25 protein-coding genes and 1 pseudogene are annotated in these 24,622 nt (G+C 71.7%); 13 read left to right on the plus strand and 13 right to left on the minus strand.

Annotated features, from left to right (window positions below; genetic code table 11):
* Positions 1–76 precede the first annotated feature (76 nt).
* Positions 77–421 carry an SsgA family sporulation/cell division regulator gene (locus AB0N81_RS04675; RefSeq protein WP_365355609.1) on the minus strand — a complete coding sequence of 115 codons (345 nt, stop codon included), beginning with the start codon at positions 419–421 and terminating at the stop codon, positions 77–79.
* 223 nt (positions 422–644) lie between these two features.
* Here AB0N81_RS04675 and AB0N81_RS04680 point away from each other — a divergent pair, with 223 nt between their 5' ends.
* The 4 genes from AB0N81_RS04680 to AB0N81_RS04695 are packed head-to-tail and all read left to right on the plus strand — an operon-like array spanning position 645 to position 4,648.
* Complete coding sequence (locus AB0N81_RS04680) at positions 645–1,841, plus strand: energy-coupling factor ABC transporter permease (RefSeq protein WP_365355610.1); 1,197 nt, start codon at positions 645–647, stop codon at positions 1,839–1,841.
* 1 nt (position 1,842) lies between these two features.
* Positions 1,843–2,604, plus strand: coding sequence for a cobalt ECF transporter T component CbiQ (gene cbiQ / locus AB0N81_RS04685; protein WP_365355611.1), 762 nt, complete (start codon positions 1,843–1,845; stop codon positions 2,602–2,604).
* Positions 2,592–3,356 (plus strand): ABC transporter ATP-binding protein, encoded by a 765-nt coding sequence (locus tag AB0N81_RS04690; RefSeq protein WP_365355613.1) that lies wholly within the window; start codon positions 2,592–2,594, stop codon positions 3,354–3,356. Before cbiQ ends, AB0N81_RS04690 begins: the two co-directional genes overlap by 13 nt.
* Before the next feature lie 35 nt (positions 3,357–3,391).
* Positions 3,392–4,648, plus strand: a complete 1,257-nt coding sequence (locus AB0N81_RS04695; RefSeq protein ID WP_365355615.1) for a serine hydrolase domain-containing protein — start codon at positions 3,392–3,394, stop codon at positions 4,646–4,648.
* Positions 4,649–6,771: 2,123 nt separating this feature from the next.
* Here the strand turns inward: AB0N81_RS04695 and AB0N81_RS04700 are convergent.
* Positions 6,772–7,425: a TetR family transcriptional regulator C-terminal domain-containing protein gene (locus tag AB0N81_RS04700; protein WP_365355616.1), complete on the minus strand. Its 654-nt coding sequence runs from the start codon at positions 7,423–7,425 to the stop codon at positions 6,772–6,774.
* A 63-nt stretch (positions 7,426–7,488) separates the two neighbouring features.
* On the opposite strand from AB0N81_RS04700, the gene AB0N81_RS04705 reads away from it, so the two are divergent.
* Positions 7,489–7,980, plus strand: coding sequence for a DUF1453 domain-containing protein (locus tag AB0N81_RS04705; protein WP_365355618.1), 492 nt, complete (start codon positions 7,489–7,491; stop codon positions 7,978–7,980).
* A 5-nt stretch (positions 7,981–7,985) separates the two neighbouring features.
* Here AB0N81_RS04705 and AB0N81_RS04710 read toward each other — a convergent pair whose 3' ends face one another.
* Both AB0N81_RS04710 and AB0N81_RS04715 read right to left on the minus strand, forming a co-directional pair.
* The gene (locus AB0N81_RS04710) at positions 7,986–8,267 is read right to left on the minus strand and encodes a hypothetical protein (RefSeq protein WP_365355619.1); all 282 of its coding nucleotides are present in this window, start codon (positions 8,265–8,267) and stop codon (positions 7,986–7,988) included.
* The gene (locus AB0N81_RS04715) at positions 8,264–8,743 is read right to left on the minus strand and encodes a hypothetical protein (protein ID WP_365355621.1); all 480 of its coding nucleotides are present in this window, start codon (positions 8,741–8,743) and stop codon (positions 8,264–8,266) included. The genes AB0N81_RS04710 and AB0N81_RS04715 overlap by 4 nt, the downstream gene beginning before the upstream one ends.
* A 92-nt stretch (positions 8,744–8,835) precedes the next feature.
* Here AB0N81_RS04715 and AB0N81_RS04720 point away from each other — a divergent pair, with 92 nt between their 5' ends.
* Together AB0N81_RS04720 and AB0N81_RS04725 are read left to right on the plus strand one after the other, a co-directional pair.
* Positions 8,836–9,192, plus strand: coding sequence for a helix-turn-helix transcriptional regulator (locus AB0N81_RS04720; protein ID WP_365355622.1), 357 nt, complete (start codon positions 8,836–8,838; stop codon positions 9,190–9,192).
* Positions 9,189–9,872 (plus strand): permease prefix domain 1-containing protein, encoded by a 684-nt coding sequence (locus tag AB0N81_RS04725; protein WP_365355623.1) that lies wholly within the window; start codon positions 9,189–9,191, stop codon positions 9,870–9,872. The genes AB0N81_RS04720 and AB0N81_RS04725 overlap by 4 nt, the downstream gene beginning before the upstream one ends.
* A 117-nt stretch (positions 9,873–9,989) precedes the next feature.
* Here AB0N81_RS04725 and AB0N81_RS04730 read toward each other — a convergent pair.
* The 4 genes and pseudogenes from AB0N81_RS04730 to AB0N81_RS04745 form a co-directional block, all read right to left on the minus strand.
* Positions 9,990–10,574: pseudogene (locus AB0N81_RS04730) on the minus strand (class I SAM-dependent methyltransferase); the annotation flags it as partial.
* A gap of 46 nt (positions 10,575–10,620) precedes the next feature.
* Positions 10,621–10,818, minus strand: coding sequence for a DUF397 domain-containing protein (locus AB0N81_RS04735; protein WP_365355625.1), 198 nt, complete (start codon positions 10,816–10,818; stop codon positions 10,621–10,623).
* A 112-nt stretch (positions 10,819–10,930) separates the two neighbouring features.
* Positions 10,931–11,140: a DUF397 domain-containing protein gene (locus AB0N81_RS04740; protein WP_365355626.1), complete on the minus strand. Its 210-nt coding sequence runs from the start codon at positions 11,138–11,140 to the stop codon at positions 10,931–10,933.
* Positions 11,141–11,165: 25 nt separating this feature from the next.
* A complete protein-coding gene (locus tag AB0N81_RS04745) occupies positions 11,166–12,017 on the minus strand; it encodes a helix-turn-helix transcriptional regulator (protein ID WP_365355627.1) in 852 nt (283 codons plus the stop codon).
* 241 nt (positions 12,018–12,258) lie between these two features.
* Between AB0N81_RS04745 and AB0N81_RS04750 the strand changes: the two genes are divergently transcribed.
* Entirely contained in the window at positions 12,259–12,540 is a 282-nt protein-coding gene (locus tag AB0N81_RS04750) for a hypothetical protein (RefSeq protein WP_365355628.1), read from the plus strand.
* The gene (locus AB0N81_RS04755; RefSeq protein ID WP_365355630.1) at positions 12,540–12,962 is read left to right on the plus strand and encodes an ATP-binding protein; all 423 of its coding nucleotides are present in this window, start codon (positions 12,540–12,542) and stop codon (positions 12,960–12,962) included. The genes AB0N81_RS04750 and AB0N81_RS04755 overlap by 1 nt, the downstream gene beginning before the upstream one ends.
* A 109-nt stretch (positions 12,963–13,071) precedes the next feature.
* Here AB0N81_RS04755 and AB0N81_RS04760 read toward each other — a convergent pair whose 3' ends face one another.
* From AB0N81_RS04760 to AB0N81_RS04780, 5 genes are all read right to left on the minus strand, one after another.
* Positions 13,072–14,253, minus strand: a complete 1,182-nt coding sequence (locus tag AB0N81_RS04760) for a DMT family transporter (protein ID WP_365355684.1) — start codon at positions 14,251–14,253, stop codon at positions 13,072–13,074.
* Positions 14,254–14,284: 31 nt separating this feature from the next.
* Positions 14,285–14,845: a YbaK/EbsC family protein gene (locus AB0N81_RS04765; RefSeq protein ID WP_365355631.1), complete on the minus strand. Its 561-nt coding sequence runs from the start codon at positions 14,843–14,845 to the stop codon at positions 14,285–14,287.
* A 113-nt stretch (positions 14,846–14,958) separates the two neighbouring features.
* Positions 14,959–16,644, minus strand: coding sequence for a penicillin-binding transpeptidase domain-containing protein (locus AB0N81_RS04770; protein WP_365355686.1), 1,686 nt, complete (start codon positions 16,642–16,644; stop codon positions 14,959–14,961).
* A 187-nt stretch (positions 16,645–16,831) separates the two neighbouring features.
* Positions 16,832–18,472 carry a penicillin-binding transpeptidase domain-containing protein gene (locus AB0N81_RS04775; RefSeq protein ID WP_365355632.1) on the minus strand — a complete coding sequence of 547 codons (1,641 nt, stop codon included), beginning with the start codon at positions 18,470–18,472 and terminating at the stop codon, positions 16,832–16,834.
* Between the two features lie 130 nt (positions 18,473–18,602).
* The gene (locus AB0N81_RS04780) at positions 18,603–20,351 is read right to left on the minus strand and encodes a phospholipid carrier-dependent glycosyltransferase (protein WP_365355633.1); all 1,749 of its coding nucleotides are present in this window, start codon (positions 20,349–20,351) and stop codon (positions 18,603–18,605) included.
* A gap of 62 nt (positions 20,352–20,413) precedes the next feature.
* Between AB0N81_RS04780 and rsmI the strand changes: the two genes are divergently transcribed.
* The 4 genes from rsmI (at position 20,414) to AB0N81_RS04800 (ending at position 24,467) form a co-directional block, all read left to right on the plus strand.
* The gene (gene rsmI / locus AB0N81_RS04785; RefSeq protein WP_365355635.1) at positions 20,414–21,310 is read left to right on the plus strand and encodes a 16S rRNA (cytidine(1402)-2'-O)-methyltransferase; all 897 of its coding nucleotides are present in this window, start codon (positions 20,414–20,416) and stop codon (positions 21,308–21,310) included.
* A 170-nt stretch (positions 21,311–21,480) separates the two neighbouring features.
* On the plus strand, positions 21,481–21,981 hold the full coding sequence (locus AB0N81_RS04790) for a hypothetical protein (RefSeq protein ID WP_365355636.1): 501 nt from the start codon (positions 21,481–21,483) through the stop codon (positions 21,979–21,981).
* Between the two features lie 42 nt (positions 21,982–22,023).
* The gene (locus tag AB0N81_RS04795; RefSeq protein ID WP_365355638.1) at positions 22,024–22,899 is read left to right on the plus strand and encodes a TatD family hydrolase; all 876 of its coding nucleotides are present in this window, start codon (positions 22,024–22,026) and stop codon (positions 22,897–22,899) included.
* 107 nt (positions 22,900–23,006) lie between these two features.
* On the plus strand, positions 23,007–24,467 hold the full coding sequence (locus AB0N81_RS04800; protein WP_365355639.1) for a ubiquitin-like domain-containing protein: 1,461 nt from the start codon (positions 23,007–23,009) through the stop codon (positions 24,465–24,467).
* The last annotated feature ends 155 nt before the right edge of the window (positions 24,468–24,622 follow it).

Genomic DNA, 24,622 nt, shown 5'->3' on the forward strand with positions numbered 1-24,622 from the left:
ACGGCCCGGCCCGCGTCTGACGTGCGTACGGCGTGCATCTGACGTACGTACGACGTGCGTCAGATGCACGTACACCTCAAGGGGCGACCGGGGTGGCGGCCGCGTGGGTGCGGCGCAGGAAGCGGATCAGCGCCGACGCGTCGAACTGCACGACCGTCACCCCGTCCGCCTCGTGGAACTCCACGACCGTCTGGACCCGCCCGCACGGCCATACGTGGACGTCGCCGGAGGTCACGGGCGCCCGGAGCCCTCGCTCCAGGAGCTGCCGGGAGAAGACCCGATGAGGGGAGCCGGGGAGGCCGATCCGCACCGCGTGCGGGTCGGCCTCCGCGTCGTAGTGGAGGACGACGGGGACGGCGCGGTGGCCCTCGGAGGAGTCCGTGACGAGGTGGGCGCGTGCGTACTGCTCGACTGCGGACATCGCTGAACTCCTCATCCTTACGGGTACTTCCTCACCAATGTCCCATATATGCGGAATTTGGCCTTGGGTGGACCTGGTGGACCTGGCGGTCGGCGTAGGCGAATCGGGACAGCCGCGCTCTTGCAAACCGTTTGCAAGAAGGCCCTATCATTGAACGGTTCACGAGCATTGAACGGTTCACGAGCCTTCCGCCCTCTCAGGGCGCCTGCCCAGGAGTGCGCGCATGCATGTCCCCGACGGGTTCATCAATGTCCCGGTCTCCGCGGCCGCAGGGGTCGTCGCGGCGGGCGCCGTCGCCGTCAGCCTCAAGGGCGCCCGGCGCGAACTGGACGAGCGGACCGCCCCGCTCGCCGGTCTGGTCGCGGCCTTCATCTTCGCCGTGCAGATGCTGAACTTCCCCGTCGCGGCCGGGACCAGCGGACATCTCCTCGGCGGCGCGCTCGCCGCGATCCTCGTCGGGCCCTTCACCGGGGTCCTCTGCGTCTCCGTCGTCCTGCTCATGCAGGGCGTGCTCTTCGCGGACGGCGGCCTGACCGCGCTCGGCGTGAACATCTCCGACATGGCGATCGTCACGACCGTCGTCGCCTACCTCGTCTTCCGCGGCCTGGTGAAGGTGCTGCCCCGCGGGCGCCGCTCCGTCACCGTGGCCTCCTTCGTCGCCGCGCTGCTGTCCGTGCCGGCCGCCGCGATCGCGTTCACCCTCATCTACGCTATCGGGGGCACGACCGACGTCTCCATCGGCAAGGTCGCCACCGCGATGGTCGGCGTCCACGTCCTCATCGGCATCGGCGAGGCCGCGATCACCGCGCTCACGGTCGGCGCCGTCATCGCCGTACGACCGGACCTCGTGTACGGGGCGCGGGGCCTGACCCAGCGGCTGAAGCTGCGGGTCGGCGGTGAACTGGTGGACGCGCCCGCCCCGGCGTCCGCCCCGGCTTCCGCGCCGGCCCCAGCGCCGGTCGCCGCCTCCCGCGCCGCCTCCCGTTCCACCCGCCCGGTCTGGATCGCGGGCATCATCGCCTCCCTCGTCCTCGCGGGCTTCGTCAGCTTCTACGCCTCGGCGGACCCCGACGGCCTGGAGAAGGTCGCCCACGACAAGGGCATCGACAAGAAGGCCGAGGAGCACGCGACCGCGGACTCGCCCCTCGCCGACTACGGCGTCGAGGACATCACCGACACGCGCCTCTCCGGCGGCCTCGCGGGCGTGATCGGCGTCGGCGTCACGGTGGTCGCGGGGACGGCGGTGTTCTGGACGCTGCGGAGGCGTCGTACGAACGACACGTCTCCGGGTACGGAGGACACGTCTCCGGGTACGGACGACACGTCTCGCACGTCTCCGGGTACGGACGACACGTCGCCAGGTACGGACGACACGTCTCCGGCCGCCGTACCCGAGGCTCCCGCTTCCGAGAAGGCCTGACGTGGGTGCGGGCCACGCCCACCGGCTCTACCGGCACGGTCACTCGCCGGTGCACGCGCTGCCCCCGCACACCAAACTCGCGGCGGTCCTCTGCTTCGTGATCGTCGTCGTCTCCACGCCGCGCGAGGCGATGTGGGCCTTCGGGCTGTACGCGGTGCTGCTCGGCGTGGTCGCGTACGCCGCCCGCGTCCCGGCCGGGTTCCTGCTGAAGCGGCTGCTGATCGAGGTCCCGTTCGTGGCGTTCGCCGTGCTGCTGCCGTTCGTCGCGCAGGGCGAGCGCGTCGACGTCCTCGGCCTGTCCCTCAGCGTCAACGGGCTCTGGGGCGCCTGGAACGTCCTCGCGAAGGGAACGCTGGGCGTCGCCGCTTCCGTACTCCTCGCCGCCACGACCGAGCTGCGCTCCCTGCTCCTCGGCCTCCAGCGACTGAAGCTGCCTCCGCTGCTCGTCCAGATCGCCTCCTTCATGATCCGGTACGGCGACGTCATCACGGACGAGATGCGCCGCATGAAGATCGCCCGGGAGTCGCGCGGCTTCACGGCGCGGGGTGTGCGGCAGTGGGGCGTCCTCGCCAAGTCCGCGGGCGCGCTCTTCATCCGCTCGTACGAGAGGGGGGAGCGGGTGCACCTGGCGATGGTCAGCCGTGGCTACGCCGGGTCGATGCCGGTCATCGACGACGTGACCGCCTCACGGGCGCAGTGGACGTACGCGCTGACCTTGCCGTTGACCGCACTCGTCGTATGCCTGTTGGGATGGACCCTGTGACTGCTGCCGCCTCTCTGGAGGTTTCCGGCCTCGCCTACGCCTACCCCGACGGGCACCAGGCCCTCTTCGGCGTCGACCTCACCGTCGCGCGCGGCGAGCGCGTCGCCCTGCTCGGGCCGAACGGCGCCGGCAAGACGACCCTCGTCCTGCACCTGAACGGCATCCTGACCGGCGGCGCGGGCACGGTCACCGTGGCCGGGCTGCCCGTCGGCAAGGAGCACATGGCGGAGATCAGGCGCCGGGTCGGCATCGTCTTCCAGGACCCTGACGACCAGCTGTTCATGCCGACGGTGCGGGAGGACGTGGCCTTCGGGCCCGCGGCGGCGGGGCTGCGGGGGCCGGAGCTGGAGGCGTGCGTGCGCAAGGCGCTGGGGCAGGTGGGCATGGCGGAGTTCGCGGACCGCCCGCCGCACCATCTCTCCTTCGGGCAGCGCAGGAGGGTCGCGGTGGCCACGGTCCTCGCGATGGAGCCGGAGATCCTGGTCCTGGACGAGCCGTCGTCGAACCTCGATCCCGCGTCGCGCCGCGAACTCGCCGACATCCTGCGGTCGTTGGACGTGACGGTCCTGATGGTCACGCACGACCTGCCGTACGCCCTGGAGCTGTGCCCGCGCGCCCTGATCCTCAGCGAGGGCGTCATCGCGGCGGACGGGCCGACGGGCGAGCTGCTCGGCGACGAGGACCTGATGGGCGCACACCGCCTGGAACTGCCCTTTGGCTTCGATCCGAAGACTGTACGGGCAAAGGGCTAGGGAATCGTTGCCGTAGGGTCGCTGTTGGCCTTGTCATGGACGACGTCATAGGTGGGGCCGCTCGGGTGCAGGGCACGGTGGCGGCCGGTTTCGAGCCGGTACGGGACGCTTTCGTACGCAACTTCGCCGAGCGCGGGGAGCGGGGCGCGGCGGTGGCCGTGTACCGGGACGGGCGCCGGGTCGTGGACCTGTGGGGCGGCACGAAGGACGTCGACGGTGATCTCGACGGCGACGTCGACGGTGATCTCGACGGCGACGTCGACGGTGACCTCGATGGCGACCTCGATTCGGGGGACGCCCCCTGGGGGCGCGGCACCGCGCAGATCGTCCGCTCGGCGACGAAGGGCGTGGCGGCCGCCGCGCTGCTCCTCCTGCACCAGCGCGGGGAGCTCGACCTGGACGCTCCGGTCGGCTCCTACTGGCCGGAGTTCAAGGCGCGCGGCAAGGAGCGCGTCCTGGTCCGGCACGTGCTCGCGCACCGCGCGGGGGTGCCCGCCCTGGACCGGCCGCTGACGCCCGCCGAGGCGCTCGACCCGGACCTCGCCGCCGCGGTGGTCGCGGCGCAGGCCCCCTTCTGGGAGCCCGGCGAGGACCACGGCTACCACGCGCACACGTACAGCTGGCTCACCGGCGAACTGGTGCGGCGCGTGACGGGCCGGCCCGTCGGGGAGTGGATCGCGGACGAGATCGCGCGGCCGCTCGGGCTCGACCTGTGGGTCGGACTTCCTGACGCGGAGGCGGGCCGGGCCGGTCGCCTCGGCCGCATCGAGGCTCCGGCGGGGCCGGGCGGGCTCCGGATGCGGCCCAAGCGGAACGTGGCGGAGGCGTACGAGGACGCGGCGTCGCTGACCCGTCGGGCGTTCGGGGCGATCGATCCCTCGCCGGACGAGAACGACTCCGCCTACCGGGCGGCGGCGCTGCCCGCGTCGAACGGTGTCGCGACGGCGGACGCGCTGGCCCGCTTCTACGCCGCGCTGATCGGCGAAGTGCCGGGCGGGCAGCGCCTGTTCACTCCCGCCACGGTCGAGCTGGCGCGGGGCGAGGCGTCCGCGGGACCCGACCGCGTCCTGGTCGTCAGCACCCGCTTCGGCCTCGGCTACATGCTCCACGGCGCCGCGTCCCCGCTCCTCGGTCCCGGCTCCTTCGGCCACCCGGGCCGGGGCGGCGCCCTCGGCTTCGCCGACCCGGAATCGGGCCTCGCCTTCGGCTATGTCACCAACGGCATGAACAAGGGGGTTACGGCGGACCCGCGGGCGCAGGCGCTGGTCGGGGCGCTGCGGGACGCGACGTAGCGCGGGGGGTGGGGTGGGGTGGGGCGGGGCCGGGACCTTGGCGGGGCGCCCAACTCCTTACCCGCCGCCCCCCGGCTGGGCGCCGCCCCACCTCCCCACGCACTGCCCCCGTCCTGACCCGGCCAGTTCCTCGCGCACTGCCTCCGTCCTGACCCGGCCAGCTCCTCGCGCGCCGCCCCCGTCCTGACCCGGCCACCTCCCCACGGGCTGCCTCCGTCCTGGCCCGGCCAGTTCCTCATGCGCTGCCTCCGTCCTGGCACCGCCAGCTCCCCACCCGCCCGCCCCCGCCGAGTCTTTGGTCAGGCTCCGAGCCAGGGCTGCGCCGTGGCCCACCGCGCCACCACCGACACCTGGTGCCTTGACTCACCGCGCCGCCACCCACCCGGCACCGCCAGTTCCCACCGCACCCCTGCTCCGCACCGTCACTTCCCATCGCGCTGCCCCCGTCCTGGCACCGCCAGCTCCCCACCCACTCGCCCCCGCCGAGTCTTGGAGCAAGCCTCGTGCCAGGAAGGCGGCGTGGCTCACTCGGTGCCCGGGCCGCCGTCGCGCCGCCCACCCGGCGCCGCCGCGCTTTGGGCCAAGCCCCGCGCCAGGACGGCGGCGTGGCCCACTCGGCGCCCGGGCCGCCGTCGCGCCGCCCACCCGGCGCCGCCGCGCCTTGGAGCAAGCCCCGCGCCAGGGCGACGGCGTGGCCCACTTGGCGCCCTGGCCTCCGTCGCACTGCCCACCCGGCGCCGCCGGGCTTTGGAGCAACCTCGCGCCAGACGGCGGCGTGGCCCAAGCGGCGCCCTGGCTCATCGCGCCACCATCCACCCGGTGCTTTGGCCGACCGCGCCACCACCCACCCGGCACCGTCAGTTCCCACCACGCCCCTGCCCCGCACCGTCACTTCCCATCACGCCGCCCCCGTCCCGGCACCGCCAGCCCCCCACCCACTCGCCCCCGCCGCGCCTTGGACCAAGCCCGCGCCAGGACGACGACGTGGCCCACTCGGCGCCCTGGCCACCGTCGCACCGCCCACCCGGCGCCGCCGCGTCTTGGGCCAACTTCGCGCCAGACGGCGACGTGGCTCACTCGGCGCCCTGACTCACCGCGCCACCACCCACCCGGCACCGCCAGTTCCCACCGCACCCCTGCCCCGCACCGTCACTTCCCATCGCGCCGCCCCCGTCCTGGCACCGCCAGCTCCCCAACCACTCGCCCCCGCCGCGCCTTGGACCAAGCCCCGCGCCAGGACGGCGGCGTGGCCCACTCGGCGTCCTGTCCTCCGTAGCGCTCCCCACCCACTCGCCCCCGCCGCGTCTTGGGCCAAGCCCCGCGCCAGGACGGCGGCGTGGCTCACTCGGCGTCCGGGCCTCCGTCGCGCTGCCCACCCGGTGCCGCCGCGCTTTGGGCCAAGCCCCGCGCCAGGACGGCGGCGTGGCCCACTCGGCGCCCGGGCCTCCGTCGCACTGCCCACCCGGCGCCGCCCCGCCTTGGACCAAGCCCCGCACCAGACGGCGGCGTGGCCCAAGCGGTGCCCTGACTCATCGCGCCACCATCCACCCGGCGCTCTGGCCGACCGAGCCACCACCCACCCGGCACCGCCAGTTCCCACCACGCCCCCGTCCCGCACCGTCACTTCCCATCGCGCCGCCCCCGTCCCGGCACCGCCCCCCACCCGGCACCGCCAGTTCCCACCACACCCCCGGCCCGCGCCGTCCACCTCCCAACGCGCCTCCCCCGTCCCGACAGTTCCAGCACCCCGCCCACCCGCCGTGTCTTCGGTCAGGCCCCTTGCCAAGGCGACGGCGCGGCGCGGCACGGCACCACACGTCACGTGACGCCCGGCCCACCGCACCACCACGACCACCACCCGGCGAGGCCAACTCCCCACCCCCTTCCACCTGCGAAGGCCCCGGCTCCGGGCCGACGTGGTCGCACGCAGGCTCCGAGCATGCTGTGATCCCGCAGCCGCAGCCGCAGCCGCAGCCGCAGCCGCAGCCGCAGCCGCAGCCGCAGCCGCAGCCCGTGCGGCCGGGTCATCGGTGAACCTTGACGCCCGCGAAGCGCGCGGGCTGAACGCGTCGGCCGGAGGACAGCCCCCCGACCCTCAGCCCCCGACCCTCAGCCACCGACCCTCAGCCACCAACCCCCAGTGCGTCCAGGTGCCGTCGCAGTACCTGTCGGAGGAGCTCCGCCGGAAAGCGGTCCGGCAGCAGCGTTGCCTGGAGGTTGAGTCCGTCGAGGAGGGCGGCCAGTCGCGTGCTCTCCAGTTCGACGTCCAGGCCGCCCGGCAGCCCACCGGTGGACCGGGCTTCATGCAGTACGCGGGACAGCAGGGCGTGCAGGTTCGCCTGCATTTCGTCGGCGCAGGGCCGCAGTTCAGGACGGGTGAGCGCCGCGGCGGTGAAGGCGAGCCAGAGCGCGGATTCCTGGCGGCGGGCCTCGTCCAAGGGGAGGAACTCGGCCAGGAGATCTTCCGTTCCGACCCGGCGGTCAGTGCGGTCAGTGCGGTCGGTGCGGTCAGTGCAGTCAGTGCGGTCGTCCGGAGTCAGGAGCCGCTCGGCGTGGGCGCGGACACGCTCGCCGATGCGCCGGCTCAGCTCCCGCATCGTGAAGACCATCAGCTCGTCGTGGTCGGCGAAGTAGTGGCGGACCGAGCCGACGGCGAGCCCGGCTTCGTCGGCGACGTTGCGCAGCGACGCGTGCTCCAGCCCCTGGCGGGCGGCGACGGACAGGACGGCCTGCGCCACCGCTCTGCGGCGGGCCATGGGATCCACGATCTTTGGCACGTTGCCGTTATAGCACGCCCGAGCTAACATCCTTTTTTAGCTCAGCCGTGCTACGAAGTGAAGATGGATGGTATCTGCGTGAACCCCTGGCTGCTCGCCGCGATCATCGCGGTGGTCGTGATCGCGGTCGTGATCAAACGGATGATCGGTGAACCGGTCAACGCGAGAGACCTCTTCGCGGCCCCGGTGATCCTGACCGGGATAGGCGTCATGGCCCTCATCAAGAAGACGGATCTGACCGGCACCGATCTCACCTGGATCATCGCGGGCGCCGTCCTGGGCGCCGCACTCGGCGCACTCCGCGGCGCCACCGTTCAGCTCGTCGACAAGGGGGGTGTCCTGTGGCAGCGGTACACCGGCCGCACCTTCCTCGCCGTGATCGGCACCCTGGCGGTCGCGGCCGGCTTCAGCGTCCTGGCCGTGAAGATGGGCATGCATGAGGAGGCGCGCCCCCTCCAGCTCTCCATCGGCCTGAGCTTCCTCGGTGAGTCCCTCATAGTCGGCCGCCGTGGCATGAATTCGGGGATTCCCTTCGCCCCGGCGCGTGCGCGTTGAGACGGTCACGCTGCCGTGGAGGGCCCTCCTGGGGGCCGGTTCTCGACCCGACGTAGGGCGAGCAGGCCCCCGATGCCCGGGATCAGCGCGCGCCACCGGGTACCCGGAGGCGACCCCGACGGAAGCATCCACGTGGCTGCGATCACGACGAGATACGCCGTGCCGTGCAGCGGGCCGAGCAGTCCCGAGAGCGGGCGGGCGTGGACGGTGAGCAGGTTGGCGAGGAGGAGGGCCAGGGACGCCGCCTCGACGACCGCCGCGATACGGAGCGTACGCAAGGCGATCACGCTCCCGTCGTGGAGCCGGGGCGGACGATCATCAGGACGGTGACCGTCGCCCAGAGGACGTTGAAGATGCCGGTGAGCATGGCGAGGCGGGCCGCCGCGCGCCGCGCGCCGTCGGCCGGGGCCGACGGGTCCGCCCTGTCCAGCAGGCCCCGCTGACCCGGCAGGATCACCAGCGCGAGCAGCGCCGCGGCGATCGTCGTCAGGAGCAGTGAGGCGATCAGCCAGGCGTCGGCGAGGACGCCGAGCTGCGCGGCCGTGGCGATGCCGAACACGGGGACGGCGAGGCCGGCGACGGCGTAGGCGCGGCAGACGCGGTGTAGGAGCGCGGCGATTCCGGGGGCGCGATCGTCGACCGGCTCCCCGTCGCCGCCCAGGGCCCGCAGCGCGTAGCGCGGGAACATCGACGCGGCGACGGTGATCGACCCGACGGCGAGGATCGCCGCGAGGACGTGCACGGACAACAGGAACTTGGTCATGGCGGAACCTCCAGGGGCGGCGCACGGCGCCCAAATATGTTGGCTGCCAATACATACACTGCCAACACCACCTTTGTGTAGGCTGCCTACTCATGAAGGCGGATGCGGTGCGAGGGCACCTCGACGGACTGCTGCTGGCCGTGCTGGAACCGGGCCCGCTGCACGGGTACGCGATCATCGCGGCGGTGCAGCGCCGCAGCGGGGGCGCGCTAGAGCTGCGTACGGGAACGATCTACCCGGCGCTGAACCGCCTGGAGCGCCTCGGCCTGCTCAGCAGCAGCTGGGAGTCGGCGGCGGGCGAACGACGCCGCAGGGCCTACGAACTCACCGACGCGGGACGCGCCACGCTCGCCGGTGAACGGGCGGCGTGGAGCGAGTTCACGGCAGCGATCGGCTCGGTCCTGAACCCCGGCGCGCAGCCGGGCACGCGACCTGGACTCGCCACGTGAGCCCCATCGACGAACACGTCGCCGCGCTGACCGCCGCCCTGCACGGTCCGGCCAAGGCCAAGTCCCGGCTGGTCGAGGAGATGCGCGACGGCCTCGTGGACACGGCGGCCGTCCACGCCGAGGCGGGAGCGGACGAGGAGGAGGCGGCCCGCCTGGCGGTACGGGAGTTCGGTACCGTCGACGAACTCGTCCCCGCCTGCCAGCGCGAGCTGACCGTCGCACAGGCCCGGCACACCGCCCGTACGGTCGCGCTCACCGCACCGTTCCTGGTCGCCTGCTGGCACCTGGCGCGTACGGCGGGCGGTGCACCGGCCTGGTCCTGGCAACTGCCGCACGCGGCACAACTCCTGGCCGTCCACCTCGCCTTCGTCGCGACCCTCGCCGCCCTGCTCGCCGCGGCGACGCTGGCCGCGACCGGTCCCCTCGCGCGCCGACTGCCCACTCCGGACCGGGCCCCGCACCGGCTGCCCCTCGTGGTCGCCTGGGCCGGCACCACCGCGAGCGCCGCGATGGCCGTCGCGACCCTGGCCCTCGCCACGGCAGCCGCCTTGACGACGAACTGGCCTCTGCTCGCCGCCGCCGGAACCCTGGCCGCCGCCTCCCACGCCGTCGTGGCGACCTCGGCCCGCGCCTGCCGCCGCTGCGCGGTCCTGCCGGTCGCGCGACTCGCACTGGACTGAGCTGCTCCGAGAGGGGCGCCGCGGGTCTTGTCGGGGCCTCTGCGCACGCACCATGAGGGTGCCCGGACCTCCCGGTTCGGGAGCCTCGAGGATGTGGGCGTCGATGCCGGTGAAGCCGTGCCGCTTGAGGATGCCCGCCCACATCTCGGGGCTGAACTGCCAGCGCAGCACGGTGAGCTGGTGCTCGCGGCCTTCGAGCCACTTGCCGCCCATCCGCTGGGGGCCGTAGGAATCGGTGACGGGTTCGGCGTGGGAGAACGCGAAAACACCACCAGGGGCAAGACGCTCGGCGACGGCCGGCAACAGTTGTTCCGGCTCTGTGAACCACACGGCGCCCCACACCGAGTAGATGGCGTCGTACGCCGTGACGTCGGCGGCGAGAAACGCGCACGCTTCCCCATGGACGAAGGACAGCCCGGGAGTGCTCTGCCACAGCGACCGGGCCCGTTCGACCTGGACCGAGGAGAAGTCGACCGCCGTCACGTCCACGCCCCGGCGCGCCAGGTGGGCGGCTTCCTTGCCTTCGGCGGGCCCCAGTTCGAGGGCACGGCGGGGACCGCCGAGGACTTCCGCGCCGGGCCCGTGACCGGGGTACTGGGTCCACTCGAAGCGGTCCGCCCGTGGCACGGGTTGCGGCCCGGCTCCCTTGTGAGGCTTGTACTTGTCCCAGTACTCAGCCGCTGTCGTCGGCTCGTCGGGCATGAAGCTCCTCAGGGGGACGGCGACCCCCGTGCGTGGTCGCCTTCGGTTACCTGGGGAGGGCTGACCCGAGCCCCATGACGAACTCGCCCCAGGCTTCTCCGGGGAAGGTGAGGATCGGTCCCCCCGGGTTCTTGCTGTCGCGTATGGCACGTCCGCCGGTACTGGTGTGCGCGATCTCCAGGCAGTCGCCCTGCTGATCCGAGTAGGACGACTTACGGAACTCGGTGACGATCTCGGGGTTCACGGGCTGTCATCCGTCTCATGCGATGTGGTGTTGAGGAGGCGCTGAATTCGAGCAGAGCTCTCCTCGGGGGACATGGCGGCCGGCGCCACACAGGTGCGTGGCTCACCCCCGGCTACCGGGGTGGCGCCGACTTGATTCCCGTGATGAAGCCGCTCCACGCGGTGGGCGTGAAGGCGAGCGCAGGGCCGCTTGGAGTCTTGCTGTCGCGGACGGCGGTGCGGCGGGGGAGGGCGGCGATCTCCACGCAGTCACCGCCGGAGGACCCGCCACCGCTGTAGCTGCTCTTCTGCCATATGGCGCCGCTGAGTTCGGAGGCAAACATGTCAGGCACCTCGTATTCCCGATAGTTACAGCTCGTCTTGGATTTGCCGGAGGAGGCCGAGGCTGGCTGCAGGGCTCAACGCCGCCGATCTCAACGAGTCGAAGGCGAGCGTATATCGCTCAGTCTCCGCCTTGGTCTCCATGTGCAGGCTCCCGGTTACGTGCTCGACACAGACCACATCGGAGAAGGCCGGGGTGGGGAATCCGAAAACCACGAACGCGCCCAACAAGCCCACATGGGCCCCGGAATCGAGGGGGAGTACCTGGACCTCGATGTTCGGTCGGTCTGCGAGTTCGGCCAGCCGGTCGAGTTGTTGCTTCATGACGTTCGGGCCGCCGACCCGGCTCCGTAGCGCTGCCTCCCCTTCGATGACGGTGAGCCTGGGCGCATCGTCCTTGTCCAGGATCTCCTGGCGCTGCATGCGGGTGTCGACCAGGTCGTTCACCCGGGAGTTGCTCAGCATTTCGGGGTTGCTGCGATACAACTCCCGCGCGTAGTCAGGCGTCTGTGCCAGGCCGGCGATCAGGAGGGGCTGATACGAGCGGATGTAGTCAGATGTCTGCTCGTAGTCGATGTGGTCCGCGTACGACGGAAGTGTCGCTCCCAGATGCCGGGACCAGCCGGGCTCTCCGCCTCGGCGGGCCAGTTTCACCAATTCCTCAACGTACGAGTCGTCTTCGACGCCATAGAACGTGAGCAGGTCCCGCAACTCGCCCAGCGAGATGCCGAGCCGAGCGTTCTCGATGCGGCTGATCTTCGTCTTGTGGCAACCGATGCGATCTGCGGCCTCCTCCATCGACTTCCCTGCTGTTTCGCGCAGTTCGACGAGGAGGGACGCCAGGCGGCGACGGCGGACGGTGGGTCGTGGCTGCGACATGTGAGCCCCCTTGCACGGTGCGTTGCGGGTCAAGACTAGAGCCGACTGGCAACTTGGAAATGTTTCCAAGCGGTTCGGTTGCAGTTCGAATCGCTTCGGGTGCAGGCTGGTAGGTGTCGCTCACTGTGATGCAGTCGTCACCGTGAGGTGTCTATGTGGCTGCGTGCCGCACTGATCGACAAGACCCCCGCGACGCGACGCGGCGTCCGGGGGCATGGCCAACGCTTGGAGGAGCGCTGACATGACAGACCATATCGCCCGTCTCCTCGAACCGCTGTTGCGGTTCCTGTTTCCTGCGACAGGGCGTCATAGAGGTGGACTGACCTGTCCGGACAACGGGTTCGGGCAGCCCTCGCTGCACGTCGAGGTGGACCTGCTCAACGGAGAGGACAACGCGATCGTCCGGCCCTACCTCGTAGCCGACGAGCTGCGGTTGCAGCGGCGGCGGAGACGGGCGTTGTGGCTGGCCGTGCACGGCGTCGATGTCGGACCGAAGTTCATCCACGGCATGGAGTTGGCCTGATGGATGGAGGAGCGGGCGAGACGGTCGTAGTCCGGTGGCCCTGCCACCCCCGATCCGTAGGACGGGCTCGAGAAGGGCTGCGGAAGACCCTTGCCGACTGGGAGTTGAGCGGTGCCGAGGATGCCGCGCTGCTCGTCCTGTCGGAGTTGTTCGGCAATGCCGTCCTGCACGGAAACGTGCCCGACGGGCGGGAGATCGAGACCCGCTATCTGCGGATGTCCGGTGGCGTGCGGATCGAGGTGCACGATGCCGGCTGTGAGCTGCCGCCGCCGATGCCGTTGCCGAGTGACGACACGTGCTCGGGGCGCGGGCTGTTCCTCGTCGCGGCCTTCGCCGACCGGTGGGATGTCGCCGAGCGGGACGGGCCCGGGAAGGCGGTGTGGGCGGAGGTCTCGGCACCTGTGCCCGTGAACGGGACATAGAGATATAGGGGAAGGGGTGGTGGTGCGGCGCGGGCGATGGCTCGCCCCGCGTCGCCACCCCCGCCGGGTGGCGGGCGGCGAGTCACCGAACCGCGGACCGCCGACGGAACTACCCCGCGTGCAGCATCAACCCGATCCCCGCCACCATCAACCCCGCCGCCACCAGCCGCGGCGCCCCGAACCGTTCCTTGAAGAAGATCGCGCCGATTGCCGCGCCGACGATGATCGAGGATTCGCGGAGCGCGGAGATCGGGGCCAGGTCCGCCTTCGTCTGGGCCCAGAGGACCAGGCCGTACGCAGAGACCGAGAGGGCCGCGCCGAGGAGGCCGACCGGGGCGAACGGGCGGAGGCGAGTGACCAGTTCGCCGCGCCAGCGGTACGCCGCGTACAGCGGGACCGCGATGCCCTCCAGGATCATCAGCCACGCGATGTAGCCCATGGAGGAGCCGGACGCGCGGACGCCCAGGCCGTCCACCACCGTGTACGCCGCGATGGAGACGCCCGTCGCGAGCGCCGCGCCGATCGCCGTCCAGTCCGGGCGGCGCCCCGTACCCCGTATGCCCCACAGGGCGAGCCCCGTCAGGCCCGCGCACGAGACCGCGACGCCCGCCGCCTGCCAGCCGTCGGGGACCTCGCCCGCGAAGAGCGCCGCGAGGACGGTGACGACCAGCGGCGCCGTGCCGCGCGCGATCGGGTACGCCTGGCCGAAGTCGCCGAGCTTGAAGGACTTCATGAGCAGGGCGTAGTAGCCGACGTGGATGGCGGCGGAGAGGAGCAGGTAGGGCCACGCCCCGGCGTCCGGGATCGCCACGAAGGGGGCCAGGAGCAGGCCGATCAGCGTGCCGCCGCCGGATATGAGGGTGAAGCCGACCAGCTTGTCCGTGATGTGGTGGGCGATCGCGTTCCAGCTCGCGTGTGTGACGGCGGCGAGCAGGACGGCCGTCGCGACCAGCGGGGTCACACGACCACCTCGCGGACTTGTGAAGCCGCTTCGCGGACCCGTGCGGCCACCTCGCGGTCTCGTGCGGCCACCTCGCGGTCTCGTGCGGCCACCTCGCGGACTTGTGAAGCCGCTTCGCGGTCTCGTGCGGCCACCTCGCGGTCTCGTGAAGCCACCTTTTGGGCTCGTGCGGCCACCTCGCGGTCTCGTGCGGCCACCTCGCGGTCTCGTGCGGCCACCCCGCGGACTTGTGAAGCCACCTCGCGGTCTCGTGCGGCCACGTCGCGGTCTCGTGAAGCCGCCTCGCGGGCTCGTACAGCCACCTCGCGGGCTCGCGCGGCCGCCTCGCAGGCTCGCGCGGTCACTCCGCGGACTCGCGCGGTCACTCCGCGATCTCTCGCACGTCCACCAGCGTGCCGCCCGCGTGGGCGATCAGCGTCTCGGGCGGCAGCGGGAAGACCGCGTAGGGCGTGCCGGCCGCCGCCCACACCACGTCGTGGCCGAGGAGGGAGCGGTCGGCGAGGACGCGGGTCCGCGTCGCGTGGCCGAAGGGCGGTACGCCGCCGATCGCGTAGCCGGTGGTCTCGCGGACGACGTCCGCCTTGGCGCGGGTGACCTTCCCGGCGCCGAGCTCCCGGCGCACGAGGTCCAGGTCGACACGGGACGCGCCGTCCATCAGGACGAGGACGGGGACGCCGTCCGCCGCGAAGATCAGGGACTTGCAGATCTGGCTCAGCTCGCAGCCGATGGCCGCGGCCGCCTCGGCCGCCGTACGGGTCTGGTCCGGGAAGCGGCGGACCTGCGGAAGCAGTTCGCCGAGGCCCAGTTCCCGCAGGGCCTCGGCGAACCGGGGATGGGCGTCGGACGCGCCGGACGCGCCGGGCGCGCCGGAGGGGCCGGACGACTCGGGCGCGCCGGATGACTCGGGTGCTGTTGCGCTCATGCCCGGCACGCTAGCGGTCCGTGCATGGGGCACGCGACCACGTATCCGTATAGCGGACAGCGTCCTCCGGTGCGGGGTGCCTCAGCCCCGTCCTGCCGCGCCTCGGCCCCCCCTCAGCCCCCGGCCCGCAGCATCGCCCGCACCACCGGCCCCGCCGAGTCCCCGCCGTGCCCGCCCTCCTGGACGACCGCCGCCGACGCGAGGTCGCCGCGGTACGCGGTGAACCAGCCGTTGGGCTTCTTCTGGCCGTCGACCTCCGCCGAACCCGTCTTCGCGCCCATGTCGGAGCCGAGGCCCGACATCGGCTCGACCGCCGTGCCCGCGACCGCCGTGTAGTGCATCAGCTCCCGCAGGGCCGCCGCCGTCGCGCCCGACATCTTGCGCGGCGCCGTCGCCAGGGTGCGGTCGTCGACGTCGGGCGAGACCAGGTAGGGCTGCTTGAACGTGCCCGACTTCACCGTCGCCGCGACCGACGCCATGTTGAGGGGGTTCATGCGCACGCCGCCCTGGCCGATGAGCGAGGCCGCCATCTGGGCGTCGCTCTGCACCGGCACCGCCCCGTCGAAGGACGGCACGCCGATCGACCAGTCGTCGCGGCCGAGTCCGAAGACCTCCTGGGCCTGCTTGGTCAGGGAGTCGTCATCCAGCTTCTTGGCCTGGCTGATGAAAGCCGTGTTGCAGGACCGCGCGAAGCTCGCCCTGAACGTGCCGTTCTTGATCTGGAACTTGTCGTCGTTCTGGAACTTCCAGCCGCCGTACGTCTCGTACTTGGGGCACGGGTGCTTCTTGTCGACCCCGGCGAGCTTCTTCTCCAGGAGCATCGACGCGCTGACGACCTTCATCGTCGAGCCGGGCGCGATGGACCCCTGGAACGCCGTGTTGAAGCCGGCGGGCGTGGAGTTCGCGGCGGCCAGGATCTCGCCGGTGCTCGGCTTCAGCACGACGACGGACGCCCGTTTCCGCTTGGCCGTCTCCCGTTCGGCCGCCGACTGGAGCGAGCCGCTGAACGTCGTCTTCAGCGTGCCCGGAGTGCCGGGGGAGAGGGTCAGCAGCGTCTTGTCCGGCGTCGACTTCGCGTCGTCGCCCTTCTTCGCCCCGGGCTTGCCCGCCCGCTCCGCCCGCTCCGCCCCCTCCGCCTGCTCCGCCCGCACCACCCGCAGCTCGACGCCCGCCGTGCCGCCCGCCTTCTTGCCGTACTTCTCGCGCAGCCCGTCCAGCACCGTGCCCAGCGACGGGTACTTCGCCGCCGTCAGCTCGGCGCCGTCCCGGTCCACCGCCTTGATCGGCGGGTCGCCCGCCTCGCCGGTGACCAGCCGGTCACCCTTCTTCAGCTCGGGGTGCAGCACCGAAGGACGCCAGCCGACCAGCGGCCTGCCGTCGCTCTTCCTGCGGACGACGGTGAGTTCGGACTCGTACGAGAAGGGTTTGCTCTTTCCCTTGTACGAGACGGTGGTGGCCGCCTTGAACGGCACCTCGGCGCCCGACCGCTTGCCGGGCGTCAGGCCGGTCTTCGTGAAGCGGCCGTCCTCGCGGTAGGACGTCAGGGCCTTCTTCGCCGCCGCGCGGTCGTCCGTGAGCGCGGCCGCACGGGCCACGTCGCCCTCGGCCCACGCGGCGAGGAACGCCCGCGCCGTGGTGCGGACTTCGGCGGCCGTCGGCGGCCCGGAAGCCACCGGCTTCCCGTCGACGGAACCGTCCCCGCCGGAACCGGCACCGCCGGACAGCGCGAACGCGGTGGCCCCCACACCGCACACGACCACGACCGCAGCCCCGCCGAGCACACCCGGGTGCACCTTCACGTTCCTGACACCGACGCTCTTGCGCTCGGCGGCGCGCCTTCGATTGCCCACAAACCCTCCGCAGTTCCCCAGAACCCCCGGCTCTTCACCAGAACCCCCGGCTCCTCACCGGAAGGCCACCTTAGAGGCGTACGGAGAAGCCCTCGACCACTTCCTCGCCCGGCCGGGCGACGCACCGCCGGACCGATTACCCTGCGCCCAGCACCGCCGCCACGATCGGCCCCGCCGAGTCACCGCCGTGCCCGCCGCGCTGCGCCATCGCGGCCACCGCGACGTCGCCCCGGTAGCCGGTGAACCAGCTGTCCGACTTCTTCTGGCCGTCGACCTCGGCCGACCCGGTCTTCGCGCCGACATCGCTGCCGAGGCCTGCCATGGCGCGCGCGCCGGTGCCGCTGACCGCCGTGCGGTGCATCATCTGGCGCAGCTGCTGGACGGTGGAGGCGCGCAGGCCACGGGCGGTGGCCAGTTCGCGGTCGTCGAGGGACTTCGGCACGATCACCGGCTGCCGGAAGGCGCCCGTCATCGCCGTCGCCGTGACCGACGCCATGTTCAGGGGGTTCATCTGGACCTCACCCTGGCCGATGGCGTTCGTCGCACGGTCGGGTCCCGCGGACTCGGGGACGGAACCGTCGAAGGTCCTGACGCCGACCTGCCAGTCGTCCCTGCCCAGGCCGAAGTTGTCCCGCGCCTCCTCGGTGAGGGACGCGTCCGTGATGCCCTCCTCGTCGATGAGCTTCACGAACGCCGTGTTGCAGGAGCGCGCGAAGCTCTCCGAGAACGTCGCGGACTCGTTCGGGACCATGCCCTTCAGGTTGCTGATGGTCTGGCTCTGCCAGGTCGCGGTGGCCGGGCACGGCGCGGGGCCGTCCGCCTTGGTGACACCCTTGTCGAGGAACATCGCCGCCGTGAGGATCTTCATCGTGGAGCCGGGCGCCACCTGGCCCTCGAACGCCGCGTTGAACGCGTCCTTGCGGTTGTTGGCGACCGCGAGTATCTCGCCGGTGCTCGGCTTCACCGCCACCACGGACGACTCGTCGCTCCGCAGCACCGCCTGCTCGGCCGCCTTCTGCATGCCCGCGCTCAGCGTCGTGGGCAGCTTGCCCGGCCTGCCCTTGGAGAGAGTGAGCAGCGTCCGGGCCGCCGCGTCCGTACTCCCGGCGTTCTCGGGCTGGATGTACAGCTCCACGCCCGGCTTGCCGCCCGCCCTCTCGCCGTACTTCGTGCGCAGGGTGTCCAGGACCGGCCCGAGCGAGGGGTAGTCCTTCCGGCGCAGGACGGTGCCCGCGCGGTCCACGGCCTGGATGGGCGGGGCGGTGGCCTCGCCCGTCACGAGGGTGTCGCCCTTCTCCAGAGAGGGGTGGACGACGGACACGGACCAGTCGACGAGCGGGCGCCCCGTGGTCTCACCGCGTACGACGGTGAGCTGCGAGTCGTACGTGAAGGGCTTGCTCTTCCCCTTGTACGACACCGTCGCCGACACGGAGAACGGCACGCGGGCGCCCGACGCCTGCTTGGGCGTCAGCTTCACCTTCGTCAGGTGCGCGTCCTCGCGGTAGCCGGTCAGGGCCTCGGCCGCCGCCCTGGCGTTGTTCGTGTAGCCGGAGGCCTGCGCGGCATCACCCTCGGCCCACGCCGCCAGGAACTTCCGCGCGGTCTCGCGGACCTCGCCGCTCGTGGGCGGCCCGGTCTGCACGGCGGCAGGCCCTGAATCCGGCGAACCGCCGCCCCCGGTGACCCCGTTCACCAAGTTGTACGCGCCGTACCCTGCGCCCCCCACCATCACGGTGAACACCCCGCCGACCAGCGCGACTTTTACCCCTTTGCGCACGATGCGCTCCCCTCCCCAGGTTCGCCATGAACCTTAAGGGGAGGGAGTGGATTACGGCACTGCTGTTATCCGAAGGTGTCCATGGTGTGCGTTACACCGATGCGTTACACCGATGCGTTGCACCCGTGCGTCACACCCACGTATCCAGCCACATTCGAGAACGCCATGAATCGATGGGGATCGCGGTGCCGGTGTAGATCGGCCAGAAGTAGATGAAATTCCAGATGATGAGCAGTACGAGAACACCCGAAGCGGCCGCACCCGCCATCCGGCGCCGCTCGCTCGACCCCGGCGGCCCCAGAATCGCGCCGATCATCATCGCCACCGCGAGACACAGGAACGGCACGAAGACGACCGCGTAGAAGTAGAAGATCGTCCGCTCCTGGTAGAAGAACCAGGGCAGATAACCCGCGAGGACGCCGCACAGGATCGCGCCCGCCCGCCAGTCGCGGCGGAACACCCACCGCCACAGGACGTACAGCAGCGCGAAGGCCCCCACCCACCACAGCATCGGCGTGCCGAGCGCGAGGACCTCGCGGGCGCACTTCTCCGTGGTGCCGGGCGGGCAGCCGTCCTTGCCGGGCAGCGGCGACTCGTAGAAGTACGAGACGGGCCGGCCGTCGACGATCCAGCTCCACGGGTTGGACTGATAGGTGTGCGGCGACGACAGGCCCACATGGAACTCGTACACCGCGTGCTCGTAGTGCCACAGGCTGCGCACCCAGTCGGGCAGCCACGTCCAGTCGCCGCCCTTCCCGTCCGTCGCCGCCCAATTGCGGTAGTAGCCGCCCTTGCCGTTCGTCGGCGACAGGATCCAGCCGAGCCAGGACAGGACGTACACGGCGAGGGCCACCGGCACCGTCGACACGAACGCGGGGAACACGTCCCGCCGCAGGACCGCGCGGTAGGGCCGCGCGGCGCCGGCCACCCGGCGCGCGCCCACGTCCCAGAACACGGTCAGCAGGCAGAGGAAGACCATGACGTACAGGCCGTTCCACTTCGTGCCGAAGGCGAGCCCCAGACAGAGCCCGGCCGCCCACCGCCACGGCCGCCACCCCAGGCGGGTCGTCTCCGCGACGTACGCGTCCGGCCGTACGATCCCGTCCGCGCTGTCGGGGTCCGCCGGCAGCGCCGCGGCCAGTCTCGCCCGCGCCTTGTCCCGGTCGATCAGGAAGCACCCGAACGCGGCGAGCACGAAGAACATCAGGACCTGGTCGAGCAGCGCGGTCCGGCTCATCACGAAGTGCAGGCCGTCCACCGTGAGCAGCGCGCCCGCCAGGCACCCCAGGAACGTCGAGCGGAACAGCCGCCGCCCGATCCGGCAGAGCATCAGCACCGACAGCGTGCCGAGCACCGCCGTCATGAACCGCCAGCCGAACGGGTCGAAGCCGAACAGCCACTCGCCGGCACCGATCACGTACTTGCCGACCGGCGGATGCACCACGTACGCCGCGTCGTGCGGGATCGCGATGTCGCCGCCCTGCCGCAGGACGTCGTCGTTGACCTTCTCCGGCCAGTTGACCTCGAAGCCGCGGTGGATGAGCGCCCAGGCGTCCTTCGCGTAATACGTCTCGTCGAATATCACGGCCTTCGGATTGCCGAGGTTCCAGAACCGCGTCACCCCGGCGACGAGCGTGATCAGCAGCGGACCGACCCAGCCGGACCAGCGCGTCACCTGGCCGGCGGCCGGCTTCGACAGGCCGAGCGTCATCCACAGGCGGGGGCTCGGCTCCGTGTACGGAGGCACGAGACGCGCCCTGACGTCCTCTCTGGGCCGCGCCGCATGGCCGAATCGGCGCAGCCGCCGCTGCCACGAGGGCTGCTGCTCCTCGGCTGTCTGGCCCTCGCGGGTGTCCGGGGAAGACGCGGTACTGGTCACCGCGCCATCGTAGGGAACCAGACTGTGCGAGTCCCGTCCGTGGGCCCTGCGAGGATGGATCCGTGACAGGAAGCGCAGATTCCCCCGGAACCCTCGTCCTCGCGGGCACCCCCATCGGCGACGTCGCCGACGCCCCGCCGCGGCTCGCCGCCGAACTGGAGGCGGCCGACGTCGTCGCCGCCGAGGACACCCGGCGCCTCCGCAGGCTCACCCAGGCGCTCGGGGTGCAGGTCGGCGGCCGGGTCGTCTCGTACTTCGAGGGCAACGAGTCGGCGCGCACCCCCGAGCTGGTCGAGGCGCTGGTGGGCGGCGCGCGCGTGCTGCTCGTGACGGACGCGGGCATGCCGTCCGTCTCCGACCCCGGATACCGCCTCGTGGCCGCCGCCGTGGAGCGGGACGTGCGGGTGACGGCCGTGCCGGGACCCTCCGCAGTGCTGACCGCCCTCGCCCTGTCCGGGCTGCCCGTGGACCGCTTCTGCTTCGAGGGGTTCCTGCCGCGCAAGGCGGGCGAGCGCCTCTCGCGCCTGAAGGAGGTCGCGGAGGACCGTAGGACGCTCGTCTACTTCGAGGCCCCGCACCGCATCGACGACACGCTGGCCGCGATGGCCGAGGCGTTCGGCGAGGAGCGCAGAGCCGCGGTCTGCCGCGAGCTGACCAAGACGTACGAAGAGGTCAAGCGCGGTTCGCTCAAGGAACTCGCCGAGTGGGCCGCCGACGGCGTGCGCGGCGAGATCACCGTCGTCGTCGAGGGCGCCCCCGAGAAAAGCGCCGCCGAACTCACCCCTGATGAGCTGGTGCGCAGGGTGCGGGTGCGCGAGGAGGCGGGGGAGCGGCGCAAGGAGGCGATCGCCGCGGTGGCCGCCGACGCGGGCCTTCCCAAACGCGAGGTCTTCGATGCCGTCGTCGCGGCAAAGAATGCGGATCGGGGGAGCCCATCGGCAGGCAAAGGACTATCGTGAAAGGCAAAGCGCGGGCCGCGCACCAGGCTGATTCAGGGCCTCTTTCCTAAGGAAAGGCCAAATCGGCTCCAATGCTCGACAGGTCTGATGCGCTCGCTCCGACAAAGGCGTCCACTGGTTGAAGGGACGCACCGGCAGTGCTTGTCCCCCGGGCAAGAGGAGCAGCTGGCATGAGTGAGATCGCAGACACCGGCCACCCCACCACGGCGATGAATGTCGCACCCGCAGCGCTGAACGTCGTGCACGAGTCGTACGCCTTCGCCTGCATGCGGTGCGGCCACGGCTGGGAACAGTCCTACGAGATCGAGCACCACGTGGACGCCAACGGCCAGGAATTCGTGATGTACGTGGCGGACGGCGCCCGCGTGCCGTCGCCCCTGAGCCGGCCCACGTGCCTCAACTGCGGTGGCCACGTCGTGCGGATCATGCGGGCCGGGCAGGTGTCCTCCGTGCTCGACATGATGCGGCGGCAGCGGGAGGACGCGGGCAGCCGCGTGGGGAAGCCGGCCGGGCCCGTCGACCCGGTCGCACCCGGAGCCGGCGGGGGTGCCGGTGGAGGCGGTGACGGTGGAGGCGGTGCCGGTGAAGGCGGTGACGGCGGCGGGCACGCGCGGCATCACTGGCACCTCGCCGATCTGCTGCATCCCTTCCAGCACCGCAAGGGGCAGTAGGCGGGCCGGAAGGGCTCGGTGAGTCCTTCGTAGGATCGAGGTATGCCTTCGAAGAACGCCGACGCGCCGCCGCCCCTGCCCGAACCGCTCCGGGTGGCGGTCGCCGACTCCCACACCCACCTCGACATGCAGTCGGGCACGGTCGAGGAAGGCCTCGCCAAGGCCGCCGCCGTCGGCGTCACGACGGTCGTGCAGGTGGGATGCGACGTACGAGGGTCCCGGTGGGCGGCCGACACCGCCGCCGCGCACGACAGCGTCCACGCGGCCGTCGCCCTCCACCCCAACGAAGCGCCCCGCATCGTCCTCGGCGACCCCGACGGCTGGTCCCGCCAGGGCGCCCGCGAGCCCGGCGGCGACGCGGCCCTCGACGAGGCGCTCGCCGAGATCGACCGGCTCGCCGCGCTGCCCCACGTGCTCGGCGTCGGTGAGACCGGCCTCGACCACTTCCGCACCGGGCCCGAGGGCATGGCCGCCCAGGAACGGTCGTTCCGCGCCCACATCGAGATGGCCAAGCGGCACGGCAAGGCGCTCGTCATCCACGATCGCGAGGCCCACGACGATGTGCTGCGCGTCCTGAAGGAAGAGGGCGCGCCCGAGCGCACCGTCTTCCACTGCTACTCCGGCGACGCCGAGATGGCCCGGATCTGCGCGGAACGCGGCTACTTCATGTCCTTCGCGGGCAACGTCACCTTCAAGAACGCGCAGGGCCTGCGGGACGCGCTGGCCGTCGCTCCCCTCGAACTGGTCCTCGTGGAGACCGACGCGCCGTTCCTGACGCCCGCGCCGTACCGCGGACGGCCCAACGCGCCGTATCTCGTTCCGGTCACGCTGCGGGCCATGGCCGAGGTGCGCGGCATCGACGAGGACGCCATGGCCACGGCGATCGCCGCGAACACTGCGCGCGCGTTCGCCTACTGAGGCCGGCCCGGGTCAACGTCGCGACACAGCGTAGTCGTGCTGCTTTGGAGAGTGACGAGAGCTCCGCTAGGTTCTGTCCGCCCGGTACGGACCCCTGGAGCGTCGTCGTGAGCAACTCGCAGTACGAGACGTACGAGATGTACGAGCCGCATGCGCCATACGAGCCGTACGAGCTGTATGAGACGTATGACTCGTACGGCCCGTATGTGGCGTCTGGTGGGGCGCAGCGTGAAGAGTGGCATGGTCAGGACCACCAGGACCTGCCGCTCTGGGAAGCCGCGACTCTGCCGCGGCAGGTGTCCGCGTCCTCCCCCGAGTCCGCACCCGGCGGGGGGCGGGCGGTGGCGCGGCGGGCCGCGCGCGGGAAGAGCGGGAAGGGCGGGAAGAGCGGGAACAAGGGGGCTCGGGCTTCCGGGGGCGGGGCCGGGGTCGGAGCCGGGGCCGGGGTCGGGGGCGAGTCCGCGGCGGTGGAGCGGCCCGAGGCGATCCGGAAGCTGCTGCCGCAGGCGCTCGTCGTCGCCTTCCTCGCGGGCGGCACGTCCGCGTTCGTCGCCAACGACAAGGCCGTCCAGCTCATCGTCGACGGCAAGCCGCGCACGCTGCACACCTTCGCGGACGACGTCGGTGAACTCCTCGCCGACGAAGGCGTGGACGTCGGCGCCCACGACATCGTCGCGCCCGCGTCCACGACCGCCCTCGCCAGCGGCGACGAGGTCGCCGTCCGCTACGGCCGACCCGTCCACCTCACCCTCGACGGGCAGCGCCGCCGGGTGTGGACCACGGCGCGGACCGTGGACGGGGCGCTGCGGCAGCTCGGAGTGCGGGCGGAAGGGGCGCACCTCTCGGCCTCGCGCAGCAGCCGCATCGGGCGGGACGGGCTCGCGCTCGACGTCCGCACGGAACGCACCGTCACGATCATGGCGGACGGGCGGGAACGGACGATCCGCACGAACGCGGCGACCGTGCGGGAGGCCGTCGCCGAGTCCGGGGTGACGCTGCGGGGGCAGGACACGACGTCGGTCCCGCCCGACAGCTTTCCGCGCGACGGGCAGACGGTGACCGTCATGCGGATCACCGGGAAGAAGGAGGTGCGCGAGGAGCCGATCCCGTTCGGCGTGGAGAGGACGGAGGACGCGTCGCTGTTCCGCGGGACGGAGGTCGTGGCGCAGGCCGGGCGGCAGGGAGTCAGGCGGGTCACGTACGCGGTGCGGACCGTCAACGGCGTGCGGCAGAAGCCGCGGCGGGTGGAGTCCGAGGTGGTGCGGGAGCCGCAGAAGCGGATCGTGAAGGTCGGTACGAAGCGGATGCCGATGTCGGTGGACGGGGCGGACGGGCTGGACTGGGGGTCGCTCGCGCGCTGTGAGTCGGGTGGGCGGCCCGGGGCGGTGGATCCCTCCGGTACGTACGGAGGGCTCTACCAGTTCGATACGCGGACCTGGCAGGGGCTGGGCGGGGCGGGGCGGCCGCAGGACGCGTCGGCGGCGGAACAGACGTTCCGCGCGAAGAAGCTGTACGTGCAGCGGGGGGCGAGTCCTTGGCCGCACTGTGGTCGGCGGTTGGGGGGCTGACGGGCCGCGGGGCGCCTTGGGCGGGTCTGCGCCTTCTGTTCGTCTGTGGGGCGGGGCCGTGGGGGTATGTACGTACTCGCTATCCCTGCGTCACGCCTCAAGTCCAAAGACGCCAATGTTTCCTCGGTGCTCCGTGCGCACATACCCCCACGTCC

Origin of the sequence: Streptomyces sp. NPDC093510, assembly GCF_040683555.1 — a bacterium.
Taxonomy (GTDB): domain Bacteria; phylum Actinomycetota; class Actinomycetes; order Streptomycetales; family Streptomycetaceae; genus Streptomyces.

Coding starts and splice junctions, on each gene's coding strand:
- AB0N81_RS04675 (WP_365355609.1), bottom strand. CDS start 421: ATGTCCGCAGTCGAGCAGTACGCACGCGCCCACCTCGTCACGGACTCC.
- AB0N81_RS04680 (WP_365355610.1), top strand. CDS start 645: ATGCATGTCCCCGACGGGTTCATCAATGTCCCGGTCTCCGCGGCCGCA.
- AB0N81_RS04690 (WP_365355613.1), top strand. CDS start 2,592: ATGGACCCTGTGACTGCTGCCGCCTCTCTGGAGGTTTCCGGCCTCGCC.
- AB0N81_RS04695 (WP_365355615.1), top strand. CDS start 3,392: ATGGACGACGTCATAGGTGGGGCCGCTCGGGTGCAGGGCACGGTGGCG.
- AB0N81_RS04705 (WP_365355618.1), top strand. CDS start 7,489: ATGGATGGTATCTGCGTGAACCCCTGGCTGCTCGCCGCGATCATCGCG.
- AB0N81_RS04715 (WP_365355621.1), bottom strand. CDS start 8,743: ATGACCAAGTTCCTGTTGTCCGTGCACGTCCTCGCGGCGATCCTCGCC.
- AB0N81_RS04720 (WP_365355622.1), top strand. CDS start 8,836: ATGAAGGCGGATGCGGTGCGAGGGCACCTCGACGGACTGCTGCTGGCC.
- AB0N81_RS04740 (WP_365355626.1), bottom strand. CDS start 11,140: ATGTTTGCCTCCGAACTCAGCGGCGCCATATGGCAGAAGAGCAGCTAC.
- AB0N81_RS04745 (WP_365355627.1), bottom strand. CDS start 12,017: ATGTCGCAGCCACGACCCACCGTCCGCCGTCGCCGCCTGGCGTCCCTC.
- AB0N81_RS04750 (WP_365355628.1), top strand. CDS start 12,259: ATGACAGACCATATCGCCCGTCTCCTCGAACCGCTGTTGCGGTTCCTG.
- AB0N81_RS04755 (WP_365355630.1), top strand. CDS start 12,540: ATGGATGGAGGAGCGGGCGAGACGGTCGTAGTCCGGTGGCCCTGCCAC.
- AB0N81_RS04765 (WP_365355631.1), bottom strand. CDS start 14,845: ATGAGCGCAACAGCACCCGAGTCATCCGGCGCGCCCGAGTCGTCCGGC.
- AB0N81_RS04790 (WP_365355636.1), top strand. CDS start 21,481: ATGAGTGAGATCGCAGACACCGGCCACCCCACCACGGCGATGAATGTC.
- AB0N81_RS04795 (WP_365355638.1), top strand. CDS start 22,024: ATGCCTTCGAAGAACGCCGACGCGCCGCCGCCCCTGCCCGAACCGCTC.